Source organism: Asanoa siamensis, from assembly GCF_016862555.1.
In the GTDB taxonomy this organism is placed as follows: Bacteria; Actinomycetota; Actinomycetes; order Mycobacteriales; family Micromonosporaceae; genus Asanoa; species Asanoa siamensis.
On record NZ_BONE01000037.1, the window covers coordinates 11228 to 29169 of the forward strand.

The window sequence follows — 17942 nt, forward strand, 5'->3', positions numbered from 1 at the left end:
CGTGTCCGCCGCGCCATGCGCGGGTGGTGCGTTGGTGTACCGGAGGGTAATCGGGCAGGGTAATGGCGGAGCGCAGGTGGCCGACCCGAGATCCGGACGTGCCTGCCGCGCACGCGTAGTGGGAGGCTCAGCCGGTGTTCAGTCGTGTCGCCATCGTCAACCGCGGAGAGGCCGCGATGCGGCTCATCCACGCCGTCCGGGACCTGTCGGCGGAAACCGGGGAGCGGATCCAGACGATCGCGCTCTACACCGACGCCGACCGCAACGCCACGTTCGTCCGCGCCGCCGACATCGCGTACCCGTTGGGTCCCGCCTCGGCCCGGCCCTATCTCGACCACGCGGTGCTGGAGCGCGCGCTCGTCGAGACGCGGGCCGACGCCGCCTGGGTCGGCTGGGGCTTCGTCGCCGAGGACCCGGCGTTCGCCGAACTGTGCGAGAAGCTCGGCGTCACCTTCGTCGGCCCGAGCGCCGAGGCCATGCGCAAGCTCGGTGACAAGATCGGCGCGAAGCTGATCGCCGAGGAGGTCGGCGTCCCGGTCGCGCCGTGGAGCCGCGGCGAGGTCGCCACGCTGGAGGACGCGCTGCGCGCCGGTGAGCGGATCGGCTACCCGCTGATGCTCAAGGCCACCGCGGGCGGCGGCGGGCGCGGCATCCGCAAGGTCGCGTCGGGCGACGAACTGGCCGACGCGTACGAGCGGACCAGCCAGGAGGCCCTGCGCGCGTTCGGCTCCGGCGTCGTCTTCCTGGAGCGCCTGGTCACCGGCGCTCGGCACGTCGAGGTCCAGGTCATCGCCGACGGGCACACCGCGTGGGCGCTGGGCGTCCGCGACTGTTCCGTCCAGCGGCGCAACCAGAAGATCATCGAGGAGTCGGCCTCGCCGGTCCTCGCCCCCGACCAGGTCGCGTCGTTGAAGTCGTCGGCGGAACGGCTCGCGGTGGCGGTGGGCTACCGCGGTGCCTGCACCGTCGAGTTCCTCTACCACCCCGGCGAGAAGCTGTTCGCGTTCCTCGAGGTCAACACCCGCCTCCAGGTCGAGCACCCGATCACCGAGATCACCACCGGCACCGACCTGGTCCGGCTGCAGTTGCACGTGGCGGCGGGTGGCTCGCTCTCCGGTGAGCAGCCGGCCGAGCAGGGTCACGCCGTCGAGGCCCGGCTCAACGCCGAGGACCCCGACCGCGACTTCGCCCCCGCGCCCGGCCGGATCGCGCGCCTGGTGCTGCCCGCCGGCCCCGGCATCCGGGTCGACACCGGCGTCAGCGAGGGCGACACCATCCCGGCCGACTTCGACTCGATGATCGCCAAGATCATCGCGTACGGACACGACCGCGAGCACGCCCTGGGCCGGTTGCGCCGGGCGATGACCGAGACCACGGTGATCATCGAGGGCGGCGCCACCAACAAGAGCTTCGTGCTCGACCTGCTCGACCAGCCCGAGGTGATCGACGCGAGCGCCGACACCGGCTGGATCGACCGGGTCCGCGGCGAGGGCCGCCTCGTCAGCCACCGGCACTCCGCCGTCGCCCTGGCCGCCGCCGCGATCGAGGCGTACGAGGACGAGGAGGAGGTCAGCCGCTCCCGGTTGCTGGCCACCGCGCACGGCGGCCGCCCGCAGGTGCACCACGACCCGGGCCGCCCGCTCGACCTCAAGCTGCGCGGGGCCGGCTACCGGGTCGCCGTCGCGCGCGCCGGCGCCAGGCGCTTCCGGGTCGGCATCGGCGAAGAATATGCCGACGTCGAGCTCGACCGGTTCGACGCGTACAACGGGCAGATCGTCGTCAACGGCCACCGCTTCCGGCTGGTCTCGGCCACCCACGGGCCGGTCCACCTGGTCGAGGTCGACGGCGTCACCCACCGGATCAGCCGCGACGAGGGCGGCGTCGTCCGCTCGCCCGCGCCCGCGCTGGTGGTCGCCACTCCGCTCGCCGTCGGCAACGAGGTCGAGGCGGGGGCCCCGATCCTCGTCCTCGAGAGCATGAAGATGGAGACGGTGCTGCGCGCGCCGTTCCGCGCCCGGGTCCGCGAGTGTGCGGTGTCGGTCGGCAGCCAGGTCGAGACCGGCGCGCCGCTGATGCGGCTCGAGCCCCTGGGTGGCGAGGAGGCCGCCGCCGAGTCCGCCGTCGCCGAGATCGAGCTGCCGGGCCCGGCGCCCGACGGCACCGCGGCGCAGCGGGCCGCCCACGCCCTGGCCGACCTGCGCGGCCTGCTGCTCGGCTTCGACGGCGACGTCCGCGACCACAAGCGGGTGCTGGCTCGTTACCTGGCGGCTCGCGCCGAGTTGGGCGGCCAGCCGAGCGCGGGCGAGCTCGACCTGTTCACCGTGTTCGCCGACCTGTCGGAGCTGAGCCGCAACAAGCCGAGCGGGGAGCTCGACGGCGAGTCGGACAGCCCGGTGCACAGCCCGCGCGAGTCGTTCCACTCCTACCTGCAGAGCCTCGACGTCGAGCGGGCGGGCGTCCCGGAGAGCTTCCAGGCCAAGCTGACCACCGTGCTCGCGCACTACGGGATCACCGGGCTCGACCGCACCCCGGAGCTCGAGGCCGCGGTGTTCCGGATCTTCCTCGCGCAGCAGCAGATGAGCACGTCGGTGGCGATCGTCTCGGAGCTGCTGCGGCAGTGGCTGGCCGGCGCGTCACCGGTCGAGCCGCTGCTGGAGCGGTGCGGGCTCGCGCTGGAGCACCTGGTCTCGGCGACGCAGGTGCGCTTCCCGGCCGTCTCCGACCTCTCCCGCGGCGTGGTGTTCCGCTGGTTCGCGCAGCCGTTGCTGCGGCGCAACCGGGCCAAGGTGTACGCGGCCGTCCGCGCCGACCTGAAGTATCTGGACCAGAACCCGTCCGCGCCGGACCGGGCCGCGCGGATCCAGGCCATGGTGGCCAGCAACGAGCCGCTGGTGCGGCTGGTCGGGCAGCGGGTCGGCCGGCCGGGCCGGGACCACGCGCCGTTGCTGGAGGTGCTGACCCGGCGCTACTACGGCAACCGGGCGTTGTCGTCGGTCGCGGTCCACGAGGCGGCCGGGTGCCGGTTCGTCACCGCCGAGCACAACGACGCACGCGGTGCCACCCGGGTCGTGACGACCACTGTGGACATCACGGCGCTGCCGGACGCGCTCGGCGCCGTCGCGGGGTTCGCCGCCGACGCGCCGGGGCGGGGGCTGGTCGCCGACCTCTACGTCACCTGGGAGGACCAGCCGGACGCCGAGGCGATGGCGGTGCGGCTCGGGCAGATGATCGCCGCGCAGCCGCAGCCGACCGGCGTACGCCGGATCACCACCACCGTGGCCGGCACCAGCGGGGCCGTGGTGCACCACCACTTCACGTACCGCCCCGACGGCGCCGAGCTCGTCGAGGACCGCCTGATCCGCGGCCTGCACCCCCAGATCGCCGGGCGCCTGCAGCTCTACCGGCTGCGCGAGTTCGACCTCACCCGGCTGCCGTCGGCCGACGAGGAGATCTATTTGTTCAAGGCCGTCGCCCGGAGCAACCCGGCCGACGAGCGGCTGATCGCGATGGGCCAAGTGCGTGACCTGACGCCACTGCGGGAGGCCGACGGGCGGCTGGTGGCGCTGCCGGCGCTGGAGGACGCGATCACCGCGGGCCTCGACGCGATCCGCAACATCCAGGCGCAGCGGCCGCAGAACAAGCGCTACGACACCAACCGCCTGATGATGTACGTCTGGCCGTCGACCGAGCTGACGATGGAGGAGCTGGGCGCGCTCGTCCAGCGGATCCTGCCGACCACGGCCGGGGCGGGCCTGGAGGAGGTCCAGTTCATCGCCCGGCAGCGCAACGCCGCGGGGGAGCTGGCCGAGGTCGCGGTGCGCATCACGCTGGACGCCGGCAACGGTGCGTCCCTGCACGTCGACAAGCCGTCGACGGAGCCGGTGCTGCCGTTGGACGACTACCGGCAGAAGGTGTTGCGGGCGGCGCGGCGCGGCAACGTCTACCCGTACGAGCTGACGTCCCTGCTCGGGTCCTTCGTGGAGCACGACCTGGACCCGGCGTCCGGTGCGCTCGTGCCGGTCTCCCGGCCCAAGGGGCGCAACACGGCCGCGATCGTCGCGGGTGTGGTGACGACGCCGACGCAACGGCACCCGGAGGGGATCACCCGGGTGGTGCTGCTCGGCGACCCGACCAAGGCGTTGGGCGCGCTGTCGGAGCCGGAGTGCGCACGGGTGATCGCGGCGCTGGACCTGGCGGCGGAGATGGGTGTGCCGCTGGAGTGGTTCGCCCTGTCGGCCGGCGCGCGGATCTCGATGTCGTCGGGCACCGAGAACATGGACTGGGTCGCGGCGGCACTCAAGCGGATCGTCACGTTCACCCAGGCCGGCGGCGAGATCAACATCGTGGTGGCGGGCATCAACGTGGGCGCGCAGCCCTACTGGAACGCCGAGGCCACGATGCTGATGCACACCAAGGGCATCCTGGTGATGACCCCGGACTCGGCGATGGTGCTGACCGGCAAGCAGTCCCTGGACTTCTCCGGCGGCGTGTCGGCGGAGGACAACTTCGGCATCGGCGGCTACGACCGGGTGATGGGCCCGAACGGCCAGGCGCAGTACTGGGCGCCCAACCTGCCCGCGGCGCGCGACGTGTTGATGGCGCACTACGACCACACCTACGTGGTGCCGGGCGAGGCGGGCCCGCGGCGCGCCGCGACCTCGGACCCGTCGGACCGTGACGTCTCGACGTTCCCGCACGTGGTGGCCGGCAGCGACTTCACGACCGTGGGGCAGATCTTCTCGGCCGAGCACAACCCGGACCGCAAGAAGGCGTTCGACATCCGTACGGTGATGCGCGCACTGTCCGACCAGGACCACGCGGTGCTGGAACGCTGGGCTGGCATGGCCGACGCGGAGACCTCGGCGGTGCAGGACGTCCACATCGGTGGGTGGCCCGTCTGTCTCATCGGCATCGAGTCGCGGTCGGTGCCGCGGCGGGGCTTCCCGCCCACCGACGGCCCCGACACCTACACCGCGGGCACGCTGTTCCCGCGCTCGTCGAAGAAGACGGCCCGCGCCATCAACGCGGCGTCGGGCAACCGCCCGCTGGTGGTGCTGGCGAACCTGTCGGGCTTCGACGGCTCGCCGGAGTCGATGCGCAAGCTGCAGCTGGAATACGGCGCGGAGATCGGCCGGGCGATCGTCAACTTCGAGGGCCCGATCATCTTCTGCGTCATCTCCCGCTACCACGGCGGCGCGTTCGTGGTCTTCTCGAAGGCGCTGAACCCGAACATGACGGTGCTGGCGCTGGAGGGCTCCTTCGCCTCGGTCCTGGGCGGCGCCCCGGCGGCGGCGGTGGTCTTCTCGGGCGAGGTCAACAACCGCACGGCGACGGACCCGCGGGTGACCGAGTTGCAGACGTCGGTCGCGTCGGCGAGCGGCGTGGAACGGGCGGCGCTGAACGCCCGCCTGGCCGAGGTCCAGGCGTCGGTGCGGGCCGAGAAACTGGGCGAGGTGGCCCAGGAGTTCGACAGGGTCCACAGCATCCAGCGCGCCGTCGAGGTCGGCTCGGTCGACGCCATCATCAGCGCGGCGGAGCTGCGCCCGCGCATCATCGAGGCCATCGAACGCGCGATGTCCTGACGGGGTCCGCGCCGTAACAGAGACCGTTCTCTGGTTTCTGTTACGGCGCGCCTGCGCGAATGGTCGTTCCGCTGCCTCTTGAACGCGCCGAAACCATCTGGCAATATCGGCTCAGCTCGATGTGAGCGGTTGACCCCCACAACTCAGAATCCCGGCTCGACGCCGCCCGTCGATTCATGTGAGCGCTAACATTCGTGTTGGTTCTCCAGCGCTGGCGCGCGGCCTGGCCGCCGTTCGTCGGGAGGTTCCGGTGCCAGCTCAGCCCATCAGCCGCCGCCAGGTGCTGCGTGCCGCCGGGGCCACCGCGATGCTCTCCGCGGCCGGCTCGACGATCGCCACCGCCCGGCCGGCCGCGGCCGCGGTGGTGCCGCCGGCCCGCGCGGACATCGGGGTCTCGGCCTACCCGTTCGACCTCGGGCAGGTGCGCCTGACCGCCGGGCGGCTGCTCGACAACCAGACGCGGACGCTGGCCTACCTGCGCTTCGTCGACGTCGACCGGTTGCTCTACAACTTCCGCGCGAACCACCGGCTGTCCACCAACGGCGCCGCCGCCAACGGCGGCTGGGACGCGCCGAGCTTCCCGTTCCGCACCCACATGCAGGGGCACTTCCTCACCGCCTGGGCGCAGGCGTACGCCGTCCTGGGCGACACCACCTGCCGCGACAAGGCCGCCCACATGGTGGCCGAACTCGCGAAGTGCCAGGCCAACAACGCCGCCGCCGGGTTCGCCGCCGGCTACCTGTCCGGCTTCCCGGAGTCCGACTTCACCGCGCTCGAGGCCCGCACCCTGTCGAACGGCAACGTGCCCTACTACTGCGTCCACAAGACCCTGGCCGGCCTGCTCGACGCCTGGCGCTACACCGGCAACACCCAGGCGCGGTCGGTGCTGCTGGCCCTGGCCGGCTGGGTCGACACGCGCACCGCCCGGCTCAGCTCCAGCCAGATCCAGGCCATGCTGGGCACCGAGTTCGGCGGCATGAACGAGGTGCTGACCGACATCTACCAGCAGACCGGCGACGCGCGGTGGCTGGCGACCGCCCAACGGTTCGACCACGCCTCCGTGTTCAACCCGCTGGCCGCGGGCCAGGACCAGCTCAACGGGCTGCACGCCAACACCCAGGTGCCGAAGTGGGTCGGGGCGGCGCGGGAGTACAAGGCGACCGGCACCACCCGCTACCGCGACATCGCCACCAACGCCTGGAACATCACCGTGGGCGCGCACACCTACGCCATCGGCGGCAACAGCCAGGCCGAGCACTTCCGCGCGCCGAACGCGATCGCCGGTTATCTCACCAACGACACCTGCGAGCAGTGCAACACGTACAACATGCTCAAGCTGACCCGGGAGCTGTGGCTGCTCGACCCGGGCCGGGCCGCCTACTTCGACTACTACGAGCGGGCCCTGCTCAACCATCTCGTCGGTGCGCAGAACCCGGCCGACAGCCACGGCCACGTCACCTACTTCACCCCGCTGCGGCCCGGCGGCCGCAAGGGCGTCGGCCCGGCCTGGGGCGGCGGCACGTGGAGCACCGACTACAACTCGTTCTGGTGCTGCCAGGGCACCGGGATCGAGACCAACACGAAGCTGATGGACTCGATCTACTTCCACAACGGCACGACGCTGACGGTCAACCTGTTCGTGCCGTCGGTGCTGACCTGGGCGCAGCGCGGGATCACCGTCACCCAGAGCACGAGCTACCCGGTCAGCGACACGACGACGCTGACGCTCGCCGGCGCGATGAGCGGCTCGTGGAGCATCCGGATCCGCGTACCCGCCTGGACGAGCGGGGCGACCGTGAGCGTGAACGGCGCGGTGCAGAACGTCCCGACGACGCCTGGCAGCTATGCCACGGTCACCCGCACCTGGACCGCCGGCGACACGATCGTCGTCCGGCTGCCGATGCGCGTCGGCACCGTGGCCGCCAACGACAACCCGGGGGTGGCCGCGGTCACCTACGGACCCGTCGTGTTGTGCGGCAACTACGGCAACACCGCCCTGAGCGCGCTCCCGTCGCTGGTGACGTCGTCCGTCGTGCGGACGGGCAGCGGGTTGCTGGCCTTCACCGCGACCGCGAACGGGGCCACCGTCAACCTCGGCCCGTTGCACGACGCGTACGGCTTCAACTACACGGTCTACTGGAACACCGGTGGTGGCGCGGGCGGCAGCCACCGGCTGGTCAACGCCGGCACGGGCCTCGTCCTCGGAGTCCAGAACATGTCGACCGCCGACGGCGGCCTCGCCGTGCAGTGGGGCGACACCGGCACCGCCGACCACAACTGGGTCATGGTGACCGACGGCGACGCGGTCCGGTTCCGCAATGTCAACAGCGGCAAGGTCCTCGGCGTCGAGAACATGTCGACGGCCGACAACGCCCGGGTGCTGCAGTGGGCCGACAACGGCACGGCCGACCACCGCTGGCAGGTGCTGAGCAACGGCGACGGCACCTACCGCATCCGCAACGTCAACAGCGGCAAGCTGCTCGGCATCCTGAACGGCTCGACCGCCTGGGGTGCCCAGGTTGTCCAGGACCCCGACAACGGCACCGCCGACAACCGCTGGCGCCTGGTCGCCAACGGCTAGCGGGTGTCGCGGGCCGAGGCGGAGGCCAACCGGACAGCGGCGGTGAAGGCGGCTTCGGAGCTGTTCCGCGAGAAGGGCATCCCGAACGTCGCTGTCGCCGACGTCATAAGGGCTGTCGGCCTCACGCAGGGCGGGTTCTACAAGCGGTTCTCCTCCAAGGCGGCCCTGGTCGACGAGGCGGTGGCGCTGGGGTTCGCCGAGATGATGGACCACCTGGCGCGGTTGGACGCGGACGCCGACGACCACCGGGCGGCGCGACTCGCCCTGCTGGAGTCGTACCTGTCGACCGCGCACCGCGACGACCCCAGCGACGGGTGCCCCGCGGCCGGCTCCAGCGGGCGACCTCGGGCACGACCCGGCGCCACGGGCGACGTATGCCGCCGGCGTTCGCGAGACGGCCGCCTGGATCGCGCCGGGTGACGCCGGCCTGGCCGCGTTGGCCACGCTCGTGGGCGGAATGCTGCTCGCCCGGGCGACCACGGGCAGCCCGGTGTCCGAGGAGATCCTGGACGCTGTGCGCGACAGCGCGTCCCGCGCTGTCTGAACCCGGGACCGCGGCCGGCAAGGGTCGTGCGAGCCCCGGAGCCGGGCCGCGGCGGGAGATCGCGGCCCGGCTGGTCTGGTCAGTTGTCCGAGGGCGGCCGCGCGGTCCGGGAACTCCATCAGGACCACCAGGCCCGGCGAGGCTCCCTCGATTGCCCCCGTAGGGCTTCGCCGTAGCCCCGACCTGCTCGAAGTAGGTCAGGCCGGCGTCGTTCGGGACATCACCGGGGATGCGTAGGTGGTCGATGAGATAGGTGGTCATCGGGTGGCGCGCCGAAGCCATGAGTAGGACCCGCCGCCGCTGGGCATTGGGCAGGCACATCGATCTCTGGGAGGCCCGGATGCGCTGGTTGGTGGTCGTCGTGGTCGTCGTCGTGGTGGTTGCCCTGGCGATTTATCTGCCCCGGAAGGCCTTCCGTGCCGGTCGGTCCATGCGGAAGCGGCTCGACAAGGGGGAGTGAACCCGTCAGCCCAGGGCCGCGGCGAAGCGGGTGGCGAACTCGGTGAGGGCGGTCGGGTCGGGTGCGTGGTCGGGGTTGACCTCCGTGAGCACCAGGCCCGCGAACCGGGGGCTGGCCGTGAAGATCGAGAGGCTGGCGGTCAGCTCGGTCAGGAGCAGGCCCGCCGGCGCGTCGCCCGAGTCCGGCACGTCGGCCAGCGGTGTGTCGTTGAAGGACAGCACGTCGACGTCGCAGTGCACGACGAAGCGGGGCGCCGCCGACTCCATCGTCGTGCGGGCACGAAGGGCCGCCCCAACGGGATCAGCCCGCACCTCGGCCGCCGTCACGTGCGGGATGCCCAGCTCGTCGAGCAACCCGCGCTCGTGGTCGCCGACCGGTAGGCAGTGCCCGTAGGACACGACCGACGACGCGGGTCGTGGCGGCCCGACCGCCGCCAACTCCGGGACGTGGCCCGGCACGCGCAGCAGGCAGGCCAGTCCCATCGCGTCGAGGTTGCCGTTGACCCGGGTCGCCGGCGTGTAGAGGTCCGGCCCGCCGTCCACGTAGAGCAGACCCGGCGGCTCCGGGAAGCCGGCGACCACCCCCACCGTGATCGAGCAGTCGCCGCCGACGACCAGCGGCGTCCGGGCCGAGGCCAGGATCTCAGCCGTCGCCGCGGCCGTGTCGGCCGCCACCCGGGCCACCACCGCGGCGTGCTTGGCCGTCGGTCGCCCGGGGTCGGGTCGCCACCGGAAGCCCGGCACGTCGCCGAGATCGACCGCGCCGCCCGGCAGTGCCTCGACCAGGCCCGCAGCCCGCAACGCCGCCGGCCCCTTCTCCAGGCCCGGCGTGTGCGCGCCCGCGCTCGACGGCACCCCCAGCACTCCCCACCGCGCGTCCATGCCCGTCATGCTCACACGACCCACCGACAAAAAGCCGTGACGGTCGATGGCACGCAGCCGGAACGGCCAGTACGCCACGGGTCCGCGTACCCGAATGATCTTGTCTCGATGAGCACCGAGACCTGCCCCCACTGCCGCACCGCCACCACCACCCTCGGCAACGCCGAGCCCTGGTGCGCGCGCTGCGAATGGAACCTCGACGCGTACGACCGTTTCCGGCGGCGTCCGGAGTTCGGCTGGGCCTGGGTCGACCGGCGCCTGCACCGGCTCGCCTTCCGGCTGGCCCGCGGCCAGTTCGCGAAGCTGGTCAAGGCCGACCTGGCCCGCCGCGCGAACCTGCCGCGGATCGTCGTCATCGCCGTCTCGCTCGTCCTCCTGGGGATCTTCGCCGCGATGGTGGCCGGCGGCGTCCTGCTCGTCCTGCGCGACTTCCCGTCCTGGTGGCTGGCGCCCGGCTTGATCCTTCTCGCGGTGGCCTGGCTCCTGCGCCCGCGGCTCGGCCGCCTGTCCGATCTGGACGGTTGGGAGATGAGCCGTGACGAGGCGCCAGGCCTGTACGCCCTGCTCGACGAGGTGGCCGGCGCCGTCGGGACCGCCACGCCGCCGGCCGTGCTGGTCACCGAGGACGTCAACGCCTTCACGACCAACGTCGGCTTCCGGCGGCGGCGGGTGCTGGTGCTCGGCCTGCCGCTCTGGGCCGTCCTGCAACCGCAGGAGCGGGTGGCGCTGCTCGGCCACGAGTTCGGCCACTTCGTCAACGGCGACACCCGCCGGTCGCTGCTCGTACAACCGGCCCTGAGCATGCTCGGCAACGCCGCGATGCTCGTGCGACCGGGCCACGAGTCCGCCGGCGGCAGTTTCCTCACGCTGCTCGCCGAACTCGTCGCCCGCGCCGCACTGTCGGTGCTCAGCAAGATCCTGCTGCTCGGGCACATCCTGCTGCTCTGGATCGGCCTGCGTGACGGCCAGCGCGCCGAGTACCAGGCCGACGCCCTCGCCGCCAAGGTCGCGGGCACCGCCGCGGCGCTCGGCCTCGCGGAGGTGCTGGCGGCGGCGGAGGTCGTGGACATGCTGGTACGCCGCGACGCGCGCGCCGGCCACGGCCCCGACACCTGGCGCGCCTCGGTCACGGAGAGCAGCGTCCGCGGCGGCGGGGAACGCACCGCCACCCGGCTGCAACTCACGATCCGCGAGGACGCGTCGATGTTCGCGACCCACCCGCCGCGGGGCCTGCGCGCCCGGATGCTCCGCGAGCGCACCTTCGCGACACCGACGGTGACGCTCACGCCGGCCAGGGCCGAGGCGATCGAGAAGGAACTGGCCAGGGAGTACGAGTCGGCCCGGCGCGAGCTCAAGAACGCCTGACCGGGCCAGCGGACGAGCAACGCCGGCCGACCCTGTCGCCGCGCCGCTTTGCTCTGCTTCCAGATACGCACCGCAGGTCAGAGGTGGTGGTGCGGATATGGAAGCAGAGCAAAGCGGCGTGAATGACGTTCATCTCGGGGGCGGGCGCCGGCCCGGGAGCGCCGCTAGGGTCGGGTTCGTGGATCAACTGGGGACGGTGCTGGCCGCGCATCGCGCGTACCTTCGCGGGTGGGATCCCGCGCCCGGCGCGGACCCGGATCTGGTCACGTACCGTAGCGACGTCCCGCACGCCACGCTCAACGGTGTTCTGCGCCTCCGCGACCGGCCGGCCGGCGACGCCCTGCGCGAGGCCCGCGCGCGCCTCGACGGCGTACCCCGGATCTGGTGGGTCGGTCCCGACAGCGACCCCGGGACGTCCGCCGCGCTCCAGGGCGCCGGCGCCGTCAAGCGGACCGAACTCCCGATCATGGTGGCCGACCTCATCGAGGCACCAAAACAGCCACCGGAAACAGCGGGTCTGGAGATCACCCGAGCCACGGACCTCGTCGAGTACGCGACGGCGTACGGCCGCGTGTCAGGCGTCGACCCGGCCGCGATCGACACGGTGGTCGAGCGGGAGCGGGCCCAGCCCGACGTGGTCCGGCTCGCCGGGCGAGGCCCGGACGGCACCGTTGCCGGCACCGCCACCGCCTGGTTCAGCCACGACATCGTGACGCTCTACTTCGTCGGCACGCAGCCCGCCCACCGCCGGCAGGGCGTCGGCGCCGCAATGACCGCGGCCGTGCTCGATCTCGCCCGGCAACGCGGCGTGACCACGGCGGCGCTCTCCGCCACCCCCATGGCCGTGTCCCTCTACCATCGCCTGGGCTTCCGCCAGGTCGGCGCGTTCGACATCCTGTCCTTCTGAGAACGGCCTGTCACATCCGCGGCCGCGGCGGTGCTCTGTAGGTGTGGACGTCGAAGGGCAGAGCGTCGCCGCGCTGGTCGGGCGGGTCGAACGGGCGCGGAAGGGTGGCTTCGTGGTCTCCGACGGGGCTGTCCGGGCCGACCTCGAACAGGTGTTCCGCTCCGCGTACCCGCGGGTGGTCGCCGTCGCCGCCCGGGTGCTCGGCAGTCGGTCCGAGGCCGAGGACGTGGCGCAGGAGGTGTTCCTGACCTTCTGCCGGTCCGCCGTGCCGGCGGCCGAGGCGTCCGGCTGGCTGTCGGTCGCCGCGGCGCACACCGCGCTCAACCATCTGCGCTCCGGGAGACGGCGCGCGTCCCGGGAGGTCGCCGCCGGCAGCGCCGCGACCGTGGCACCCGACATCGCCGACGCGGTGGTCACTCTCGACGAGCGCCGACGGGTACGCGCGGCGCTGGCGAGACTGCCCCGCAAACAGGCTGTCGCCCTCGTCCTGCGGCACAGCGGCCTGAGCTACGCCGAGGTCGCCGCCGCCCTCGATCTTTCCCCCGGCAGCGTGGGCACGACCGTGCGGCGCGCCGAATCCGCTCTGCGTGAGGAGTTGAACCGTCATGCGTCATCCGACTGACGGCACGCTACGCCGGCTCCTGGACGAGCCGGACGGGGTCGCCGACGCCGAGCGCGCGCACGTCGCCGGTTGCCCGCCATGCCGGGGCCGGCTGTCCGCCGTCCAGCGCGACGCCGCGGCCGCCGCGACGCTGCTCGGCGTGGAGGCAGGCACCGACGTCGACGCCGGGTGGGAGCGGCTGTCCCGCGCCGTGGCCGCCGAGGAACGCCCCCGCGTGGCCGCGGCGCCCGGTCGCCGCTGGCGGACCCTGCTGCGCAGCCCGGTCGCCGCCGGCATCGGTGTGGCCGTCGTCCTGGCCGGCGCGGGTGCCGCGGCCGCCGGTGACTGGCTGCAGGTCTTCCGCGCCGAGCGGATCGCCCCGATCAGCGCGCCCCAGGCCGACCTGATCAAGATGCCGGAACTCGACCAGTTCGGCGACGTCGTGCCGATCGAGCCGATCACCATCCGCCCCGTCGCCGACGCGGCGGCCGCGGCCAAAACGACCGGGCTGACGGTGCCGCGGGTCGGCGCGCTGCCGAAGGGTGTCACCGGCGAGCCGACCTACCACGCCGGGCAGCGGGCGAGCGCGCTGTTCACCTACCGGGCCGAGAAGGCCGAGCGGACCGCGCGCGACCGCGGCGAGACGCTGCCTCCGCCGCCGCCGGGTCTGGACGGCAGTCAGTTCCGGTTGACGGGCGGTCCTGGGTTCGCGGCCGTCTGGCAGGCCGACCGCCCGTACCCGGCGCTGGTGGTAGCCCGCGCGATCGCGCCGACCGCCTATTCGACGGGCGTGCCGTTCGAGACCGCCCGCGACTACCTGCTCTCGTTGCCCATCGTGCCGCCGTCCGTCGCGGCGCAGCTGCGAGCCTTCTCCGGCGACGGTACGACCTTGCCGATCTTCATGTCGGTCGAGCACATGACCAGCACACCTACCGACGTCGGCGGCGCGCCCGCGACGTTGCTGATCTCGAAGGACGGTTCGATGGCGGCCGTGGTCTGGATGGACGGCACCGTGGTCAACGCGGTGGCCGGGCCGTTGAGGGGCGACGAGGTGCTGGCGGTGGCACGCGGGCTGGAGCCCCGGTGACGGCCGCCAGCGACACCGCGGAGACGCTCCTCGCCGAGCTGCCGCCGGCCGCCGCGGTGTGGTGCTCGGGGCTGCGCAAGCGCTACAAGCGGCGTACGGCGGTCGACGACGTGTCGTTCACCGTGCGGCGCGGCGAGGTGCTCGGCCTGCTCGGGCCGAACGGCGCCGGCAAGACCACGGTGATCAAGATGCTGCTCGGGCTGGTCCGGCCGGACGCGGGCGAGGTGCTCCTGCTCGGCCGGCCGGCCCGTGACCCGAAGGCCCGGGCCCGGGTGGGCTACCTGCCCGAGCTGTTCCGCTACCAGCCGTGGCTGACCGCCACCGAGGTGCTCGACCTGCACGTGCGGCTCGCCGGGGCCGCGATCCCCGATGCCGAACGCCGGGGGTGTCTGGCGCTGGTGGGTCTCGCGGACCGGGCCGGCGACCGGGTCGGCGGCTTCTCCAAGGGCATGCAGCAGCGGCTCGGGCTGGCGGTCGCCCTGGTCGCCCGCCCGGAGTTCGTGGTGCTCGACGAGCCGACCAGCGCGCTGGACCCGCTCGGCCGGGCCGACGTACGCGACCTGTTGCTGTCGCTGCGGGCCAAGGGCGTCGCGGTGCTGCTCAACTCGCACCTGATCGGCGAGGTGGAGCGGGTCTGCGACCGCGTCGTCATCCTCGACAAGGGCCGGATCGCCGCGTCCGGCAGCCTGGCCGAGCTGCTCGGCCAGCGCGAGCTGCGGTTGCGGCTCGACGAGGTGGGCGCGGCCGCGGAGGCCCGGCTCGCCGCCGCCGGGAAGCTGACCCGCGACGGCGACGCCTTCACGGTCGCGCTGGGCGACGAGGTGGCGGTGCCGGACCTGGTCGCCGACCTCGTCGGCCTGGGCGTCCGGGTGCATGCCGTGGAGCCCGGGCGGATCAGCCTCGAGGAGCGGCTGCTCGACATCCTGCGTACCGGAAACACCGAGGAGCCCGCATGATCGCCCTGACGGTCGCCGCCCTGACGCTGCGCGAGGCGGCCCGCCGGCGGGTGCTGCGCGCGCTCGCGGTGATGACGTTCATCCTGCTCGGGCTCTCCGCCTGGGGCTTCTACCGGCTCGACGCGGAGTTCGGCGGGCTCACCAGCGGTGAGGCCCGGCTGGCGGCGTCCACTGTGCTCAATCTGGTGATGTTCGGCCTGAGCCTGATCGCGGCGCTCGGCACGGCCTTTCTCGCCGGCCCGACGATGGCGGGCGAGATCGAGTCCGGTACGGCGCTGGCCGTGCTGGCCCGCCCGATCCGCCGCGAGACGGTGCTGGTCGGCAAGTGGCTGGGCCTGGTCGTGTTCGGCAGCGGCTTCGTGGCCGTGGCCGGGTTCGCCCAGTTCCTGATCGTCTGGTTCACGATGGGCTACTGGCCGCCGGGGCCGGTCACCGGGCTGGCCCTGCTGGCGGCGCAGACCACGGCGCTGCTCACGCTGGGCCTGCTGCTGTCCACGGTGATCTCGCCGATGGCGTCGGGCATCGTCGCGGTGGGCCTGTTCGGCGCGACCTGGATCGCCGGCGTGGTCGGCGGCATCGGCCAGGCGCTCAACAACGAGAGCGTGGCCCGCGTCGGCGCGGTCTCCCGGATGCTCCTGCCCACCGACGGCCTCTGGCGCGGGGCGATGAACGCCTTCCAGGACCCGGCGATGCTCCTGAGCGTCGGCATGCGCGGCCACCCGTTCATGGGCGAGGCGCCGCTGACCATCGCGTACGTGGGGTGGGCGGTGGTCTGGATCGCTCTGGTGCTCGGCCTCGCGGCATTCGCGTTCCGCCGCCGCGACCTCTAGCCGGGGTCCGCGACGCGGAGGCGGTAGCCGAAGCCGCGGACCGTCTCGATGACGCCCTCGCCGAGCTTCTTGCGCAGCGCGCTGATGTAGACGTTCACGATGTTCGTGCTCGGGTCGAAGCTGTAGCCCCACGCCTGCGACAGCAACTGCTCCCGGCTCAGCACGTGGTCAGGGTGCCGCACCAGGATCTCCAGCAGCGTGAACTCCCGGCTCGTCAGCTCGACCGTGCTGTCGCGCACCGTCGCCCGGCGCGAGCGCAGGTCCAATGTGATCTGTCCCGCCGCCAGCAGGTAGGACGCTTCCCGGCCCGGGCCGCGCAACCTCGCGCGGGCGCGGGCGAGCAGCTCCTCGAAGCGGAACGGCTTGATGAGGTAGTCGTCCGCGCCCGCGTCGAGGCAGGTCACCACGTCGTGGGCCAGGTAGCGGCCCGTGAGCACCAGCACCGGCAGCCGCGAGCCCTTGGAGCGCAGGTGCCGCAGCACGTCGAGGCCGCTGCGGCCCGCCAGGCCGATGTCGAGGATCAGCAGGTCGAAGTCGGAGCTGAGGCCGAAGTGCTCGGCCTGCTCGCCGCCCGCCACGTGCGTCGTGGTCCAGCCCTGCGCCCGCAGGCCGCGTTCCAGGAACGACGCGATCAGCGGATCGTCCTCGGCGATCAGGATGCGGGTCATCTCCTGCCTCCTCCCGGCACACGCGCCGGCAGCACCAGCGCGAACGTCGCGCCCTCGTCCGGCGGGCTGCTGACCTCGACCCGCCCGCCGTGTGCCTCGGCGATGGCCCGCACGATCGACAGACCCACCCCGGAGCCCCGGTAGCGCAGGTGCGCCGCGGCGCCCCGGCGGAAGCGCTCGAAGATGTGCGGCAGGTCCTCCGCAGAGACGCCCGGGCCCGCGTCGCGGACCCAGATGCGGCACTCCGAAGTGGACAGCGACGTGCCGACCGCGACCAGGGAGCCCGGTTCGGTGTTCTGCACGGCGTTCTGCGCGAGGTTGATGACCGCCTCCGTCAGCCGGTGCCGGTCGGCGCGGACCCGGCCGGTCGAGGCCGCGTCGACGTGCCACGCGCGCGGCGCGAGCGTGACCATCTTGTCGGCGAGCTCGTGCGTGAACGCCTCCAGGTCGATGTCCTCCGGCTGCAGGAAGTGGGGGTTCTTCACGTCGGCGAGCATCTGCAGGTCGTTGACGAGGCGGCTCATGCGGTCGAGCTCGTCCATCACGAGGGCCACCGTCCGGCGTTGCTCCTCGGGCTCCTCGATGATCCCGTACCGGATGAGGCTCAAATTCCCCAGGGCGATCGTCAGGGGTACGCGTAGCTCGTGGCTGGCGTCCATGAGGAACTCGCGCTCGCGCTGGAACACGCCCTCGAGCCGGTCCAGCATGGCGTTGAAGGTACGGGCCATCTCGGCGGCCTCGTCGTCGGAGCGCACCGGGATCCGCCCCGTCAGGTCGGAGCGGGAGATCGCCTGCGCCGTCTGGGTCAGCGACCGCACCGGGCCCAGCAGCCGGCCGGTCACCCACCAGGCCGCGCCGGACGCCAGCAGGACGACACCGATGACCGCCAGGACGCCGTACGACTGCAGCCGGGCGATCTCCGCCCGCTCCACCACGGGCAGGAACACGACGACGAACGTGCCGAAGCTCTCGCCGACCCGCACCGGCCAGGTCGCGTAGTAGGCGGCACCCAGCTCGGTGTCGAAGGTGCGCAGCCGCCGTACCGCCGGGTCCGGCGCCGACGTCGCGAACTGGCCCATGACCGGCTGCGGCAGGCTCGGCAGGGCGAAGCGCGACATCGTCTGCCAATAGGGTCGCCCGTCGACGAAGGCCAGCATCGCCTCCTCGCGGCTGGGCACGTTGCGCTCGAAGTAGACGTCGAACACCGCGGAGCTGGACGCGAACGCCTTGCCCGTGCGGGGATCGACGCCCTGCTCGACGAGCCGGTTGAGCTCGTCGACCTCCTGCCGCGCGGCCTCCTCCATCCGGTGCGTCAGGTGCAGCACCAGGACCTCCTGGATCGCCACCATCGAGAAGACGCCGGACAGCACGATCAGGGCGATGAACGCCAGCAGGACGCGGGCTCTGATGCTCTTCAGGACACGGAACCGGGCGGCGCCAACCACTGTGGACCCCCCAGACCAGAAGTAACTCGCGCGTA

The 17942-nt window shown here is 72.6% G+C and carries 13 protein-coding genes; 10 read left to right on the forward strand and 3 right to left on the reverse strand.

Annotated features, from left to right (window positions below; genetic code table 11):
• Nucleotides 1–134 precede the first annotated feature (134 nt).
• The 4 genes from Asi02nite_RS22395 to Asi02nite_RS22410 all read left to right on the forward strand — a co-directional run bounded on the left by Asi02nite_RS22395 (nt 135) and on the right by Asi02nite_RS22410 (nt 9167).
• Nucleotides 135–5582: an ATP-binding protein gene (locus tag Asi02nite_RS22395; protein ID WP_203715846.1), complete on the forward strand. Its 5448-nt coding sequence runs from the start codon at nt 135–137 to the stop codon at nt 5580–5582.
• A 307-nt stretch (nt 5583–5889) separates the two neighbouring features.
• Nucleotides 5890–8163, forward strand: a complete 2274-nt coding sequence (locus tag Asi02nite_RS22400; protein WP_373312317.1) for a beta-L-arabinofuranosidase domain-containing protein — start codon at nt 5890–5892, stop codon at nt 8161–8163.
• Nucleotides 8164–8166: 3 nt separating this feature from the next.
• A complete protein-coding gene (locus tag Asi02nite_RS22405; protein WP_239126944.1) occupies nt 8167–8583 on the forward strand; it encodes a TetR/AcrR family transcriptional regulator in 417 nt (138 codons plus the stop codon).
• Nucleotides 8584–8987: 404 nt separating this feature from the next.
• Nucleotides 8988–9167 (forward strand): hypothetical protein, encoded by a 180-nt coding sequence (locus tag Asi02nite_RS22410; protein ID WP_203715848.1) that lies wholly within the window; start codon nt 8988–8990, stop codon nt 9165–9167.
• Nucleotides 9168–9172: 5 nt separating this feature from the next.
• On the opposite strand, the gene Asi02nite_RS22415 is transcribed toward Asi02nite_RS22410, so the two are convergent.
• Nucleotides 9173–10048, reverse strand: a complete 876-nt coding sequence (locus tag Asi02nite_RS22415) for an arginase family protein (protein WP_203715849.1) — start codon at nt 10046–10048, stop codon at nt 9173–9175.
• A gap of 108 nt (nt 10049–10156) precedes the next feature.
• Between Asi02nite_RS22415 and Asi02nite_RS22420 the strand changes: the two genes are divergently transcribed.
• From Asi02nite_RS22420 to Asi02nite_RS22445, 6 genes are all read left to right on the forward strand, one after another.
• Nucleotides 10157–11413, forward strand: coding sequence for a M48 family metalloprotease (locus tag Asi02nite_RS22420; RefSeq protein ID WP_203715850.1), 1257 nt, complete (start codon nt 10157–10159; stop codon nt 11411–11413).
• A 178-nt stretch (nt 11414–11591) separates the two neighbouring features.
• Nucleotides 11592–12320, forward strand: coding sequence for a GNAT family N-acetyltransferase (locus Asi02nite_RS22425; RefSeq protein ID WP_203715851.1), 729 nt, complete (start codon nt 11592–11594; stop codon nt 12318–12320).
• A gap of 43 nt (nt 12321–12363) precedes the next feature.
• Nucleotides 12364–12942: a sigma-70 family RNA polymerase sigma factor gene (locus tag Asi02nite_RS22430; RefSeq protein ID WP_239126945.1), complete on the forward strand. Its 579-nt coding sequence runs from the start codon at nt 12364–12366 to the stop codon at nt 12940–12942.
• A complete protein-coding gene (locus Asi02nite_RS22435) occupies nt 12926–14008 on the forward strand; it encodes a hypothetical protein (RefSeq protein WP_203715852.1) in 1083 nt (360 codons plus the stop codon). Before Asi02nite_RS22430 ends, Asi02nite_RS22435 begins: the two co-directional genes overlap by 17 nt.
• On the forward strand, nt 14005–14964 hold the full coding sequence (locus Asi02nite_RS22440) for an ABC transporter ATP-binding protein (protein ID WP_203715853.1): 960 nt from the start codon (nt 14005–14007) through the stop codon (nt 14962–14964). Before Asi02nite_RS22435 ends, Asi02nite_RS22440 begins: the two co-directional genes overlap by 4 nt.
• Nucleotides 14961–15794 carry an ABC transporter permease gene (locus Asi02nite_RS22445; protein ID WP_203715854.1) on the forward strand — a complete coding sequence of 278 codons (834 nt, stop codon included), beginning with the start codon at nt 14961–14963 and terminating at the stop codon, nt 15792–15794. Before Asi02nite_RS22440 ends, Asi02nite_RS22445 begins: the two co-directional genes overlap by 4 nt.
• Here the strand turns inward: Asi02nite_RS22445 and Asi02nite_RS22450 are convergent.
• Complete coding sequence (locus Asi02nite_RS22450) at nt 15791–16462, reverse strand: response regulator transcription factor (protein ID WP_203715855.1); 672 nt, start codon at nt 16460–16462, stop codon at nt 15791–15793. The two genes, Asi02nite_RS22445 and Asi02nite_RS22450, sit on opposite strands and share 4 nt — an antisense overlap.
• A complete protein-coding gene (locus Asi02nite_RS22455) occupies nt 16459–17907 on the reverse strand; it encodes a sensor histidine kinase (RefSeq protein WP_203715856.1) in 1449 nt (482 codons plus the stop codon). Before Asi02nite_RS22455 ends, Asi02nite_RS22450 begins: the two co-directional genes overlap by 4 nt.
• Nucleotides 17908–17942: the final 35 nt, after the last annotated feature.

Bases quoted from the DNA above. Each gene is read 5' to 3' on its own strand.
- Asi02nite_RS22410 (WP_203715848.1), top strand. From the start codon at position 8,988: ATGAGTAGGACCCGCCGCCGCTGGGCATTGGGCAGGCACATCGATCTC.
- Asi02nite_RS22445 (WP_203715854.1), top strand. From the start codon at position 14,961: ATGATCGCCCTGACGGTCGCCGCCCTGACGCTGCGCGAGGCGGCCCGC.
- Asi02nite_RS22400 (WP_373312317.1), top strand. From the start codon at position 5,890: ATGCTCTCCGCGGCCGGCTCGACGATCGCCACCGCCCGGCCGGCCGCG.
- Asi02nite_RS22435 (WP_203715852.1), top strand. From the start codon at position 12,926: ATGCGTCATCCGACTGACGGCACGCTACGCCGGCTCCTGGACGAGCCG.
- Asi02nite_RS22420 (WP_203715850.1), top strand. From the start codon at position 10,157: ATGAGCACCGAGACCTGCCCCCACTGCCGCACCGCCACCACCACCCTC.
- Asi02nite_RS22415 (WP_203715849.1), bottom strand. From the start codon at position 10,048: ATGGACGCGCGGTGGGGAGTGCTGGGGGTGCCGTCGAGCGCGGGCGCG.
- Asi02nite_RS22450 (WP_203715855.1), bottom strand. From the start codon at position 16,462: ATGACCCGCATCCTGATCGCCGAGGACGATCCGCTGATCGCGTCGTTC.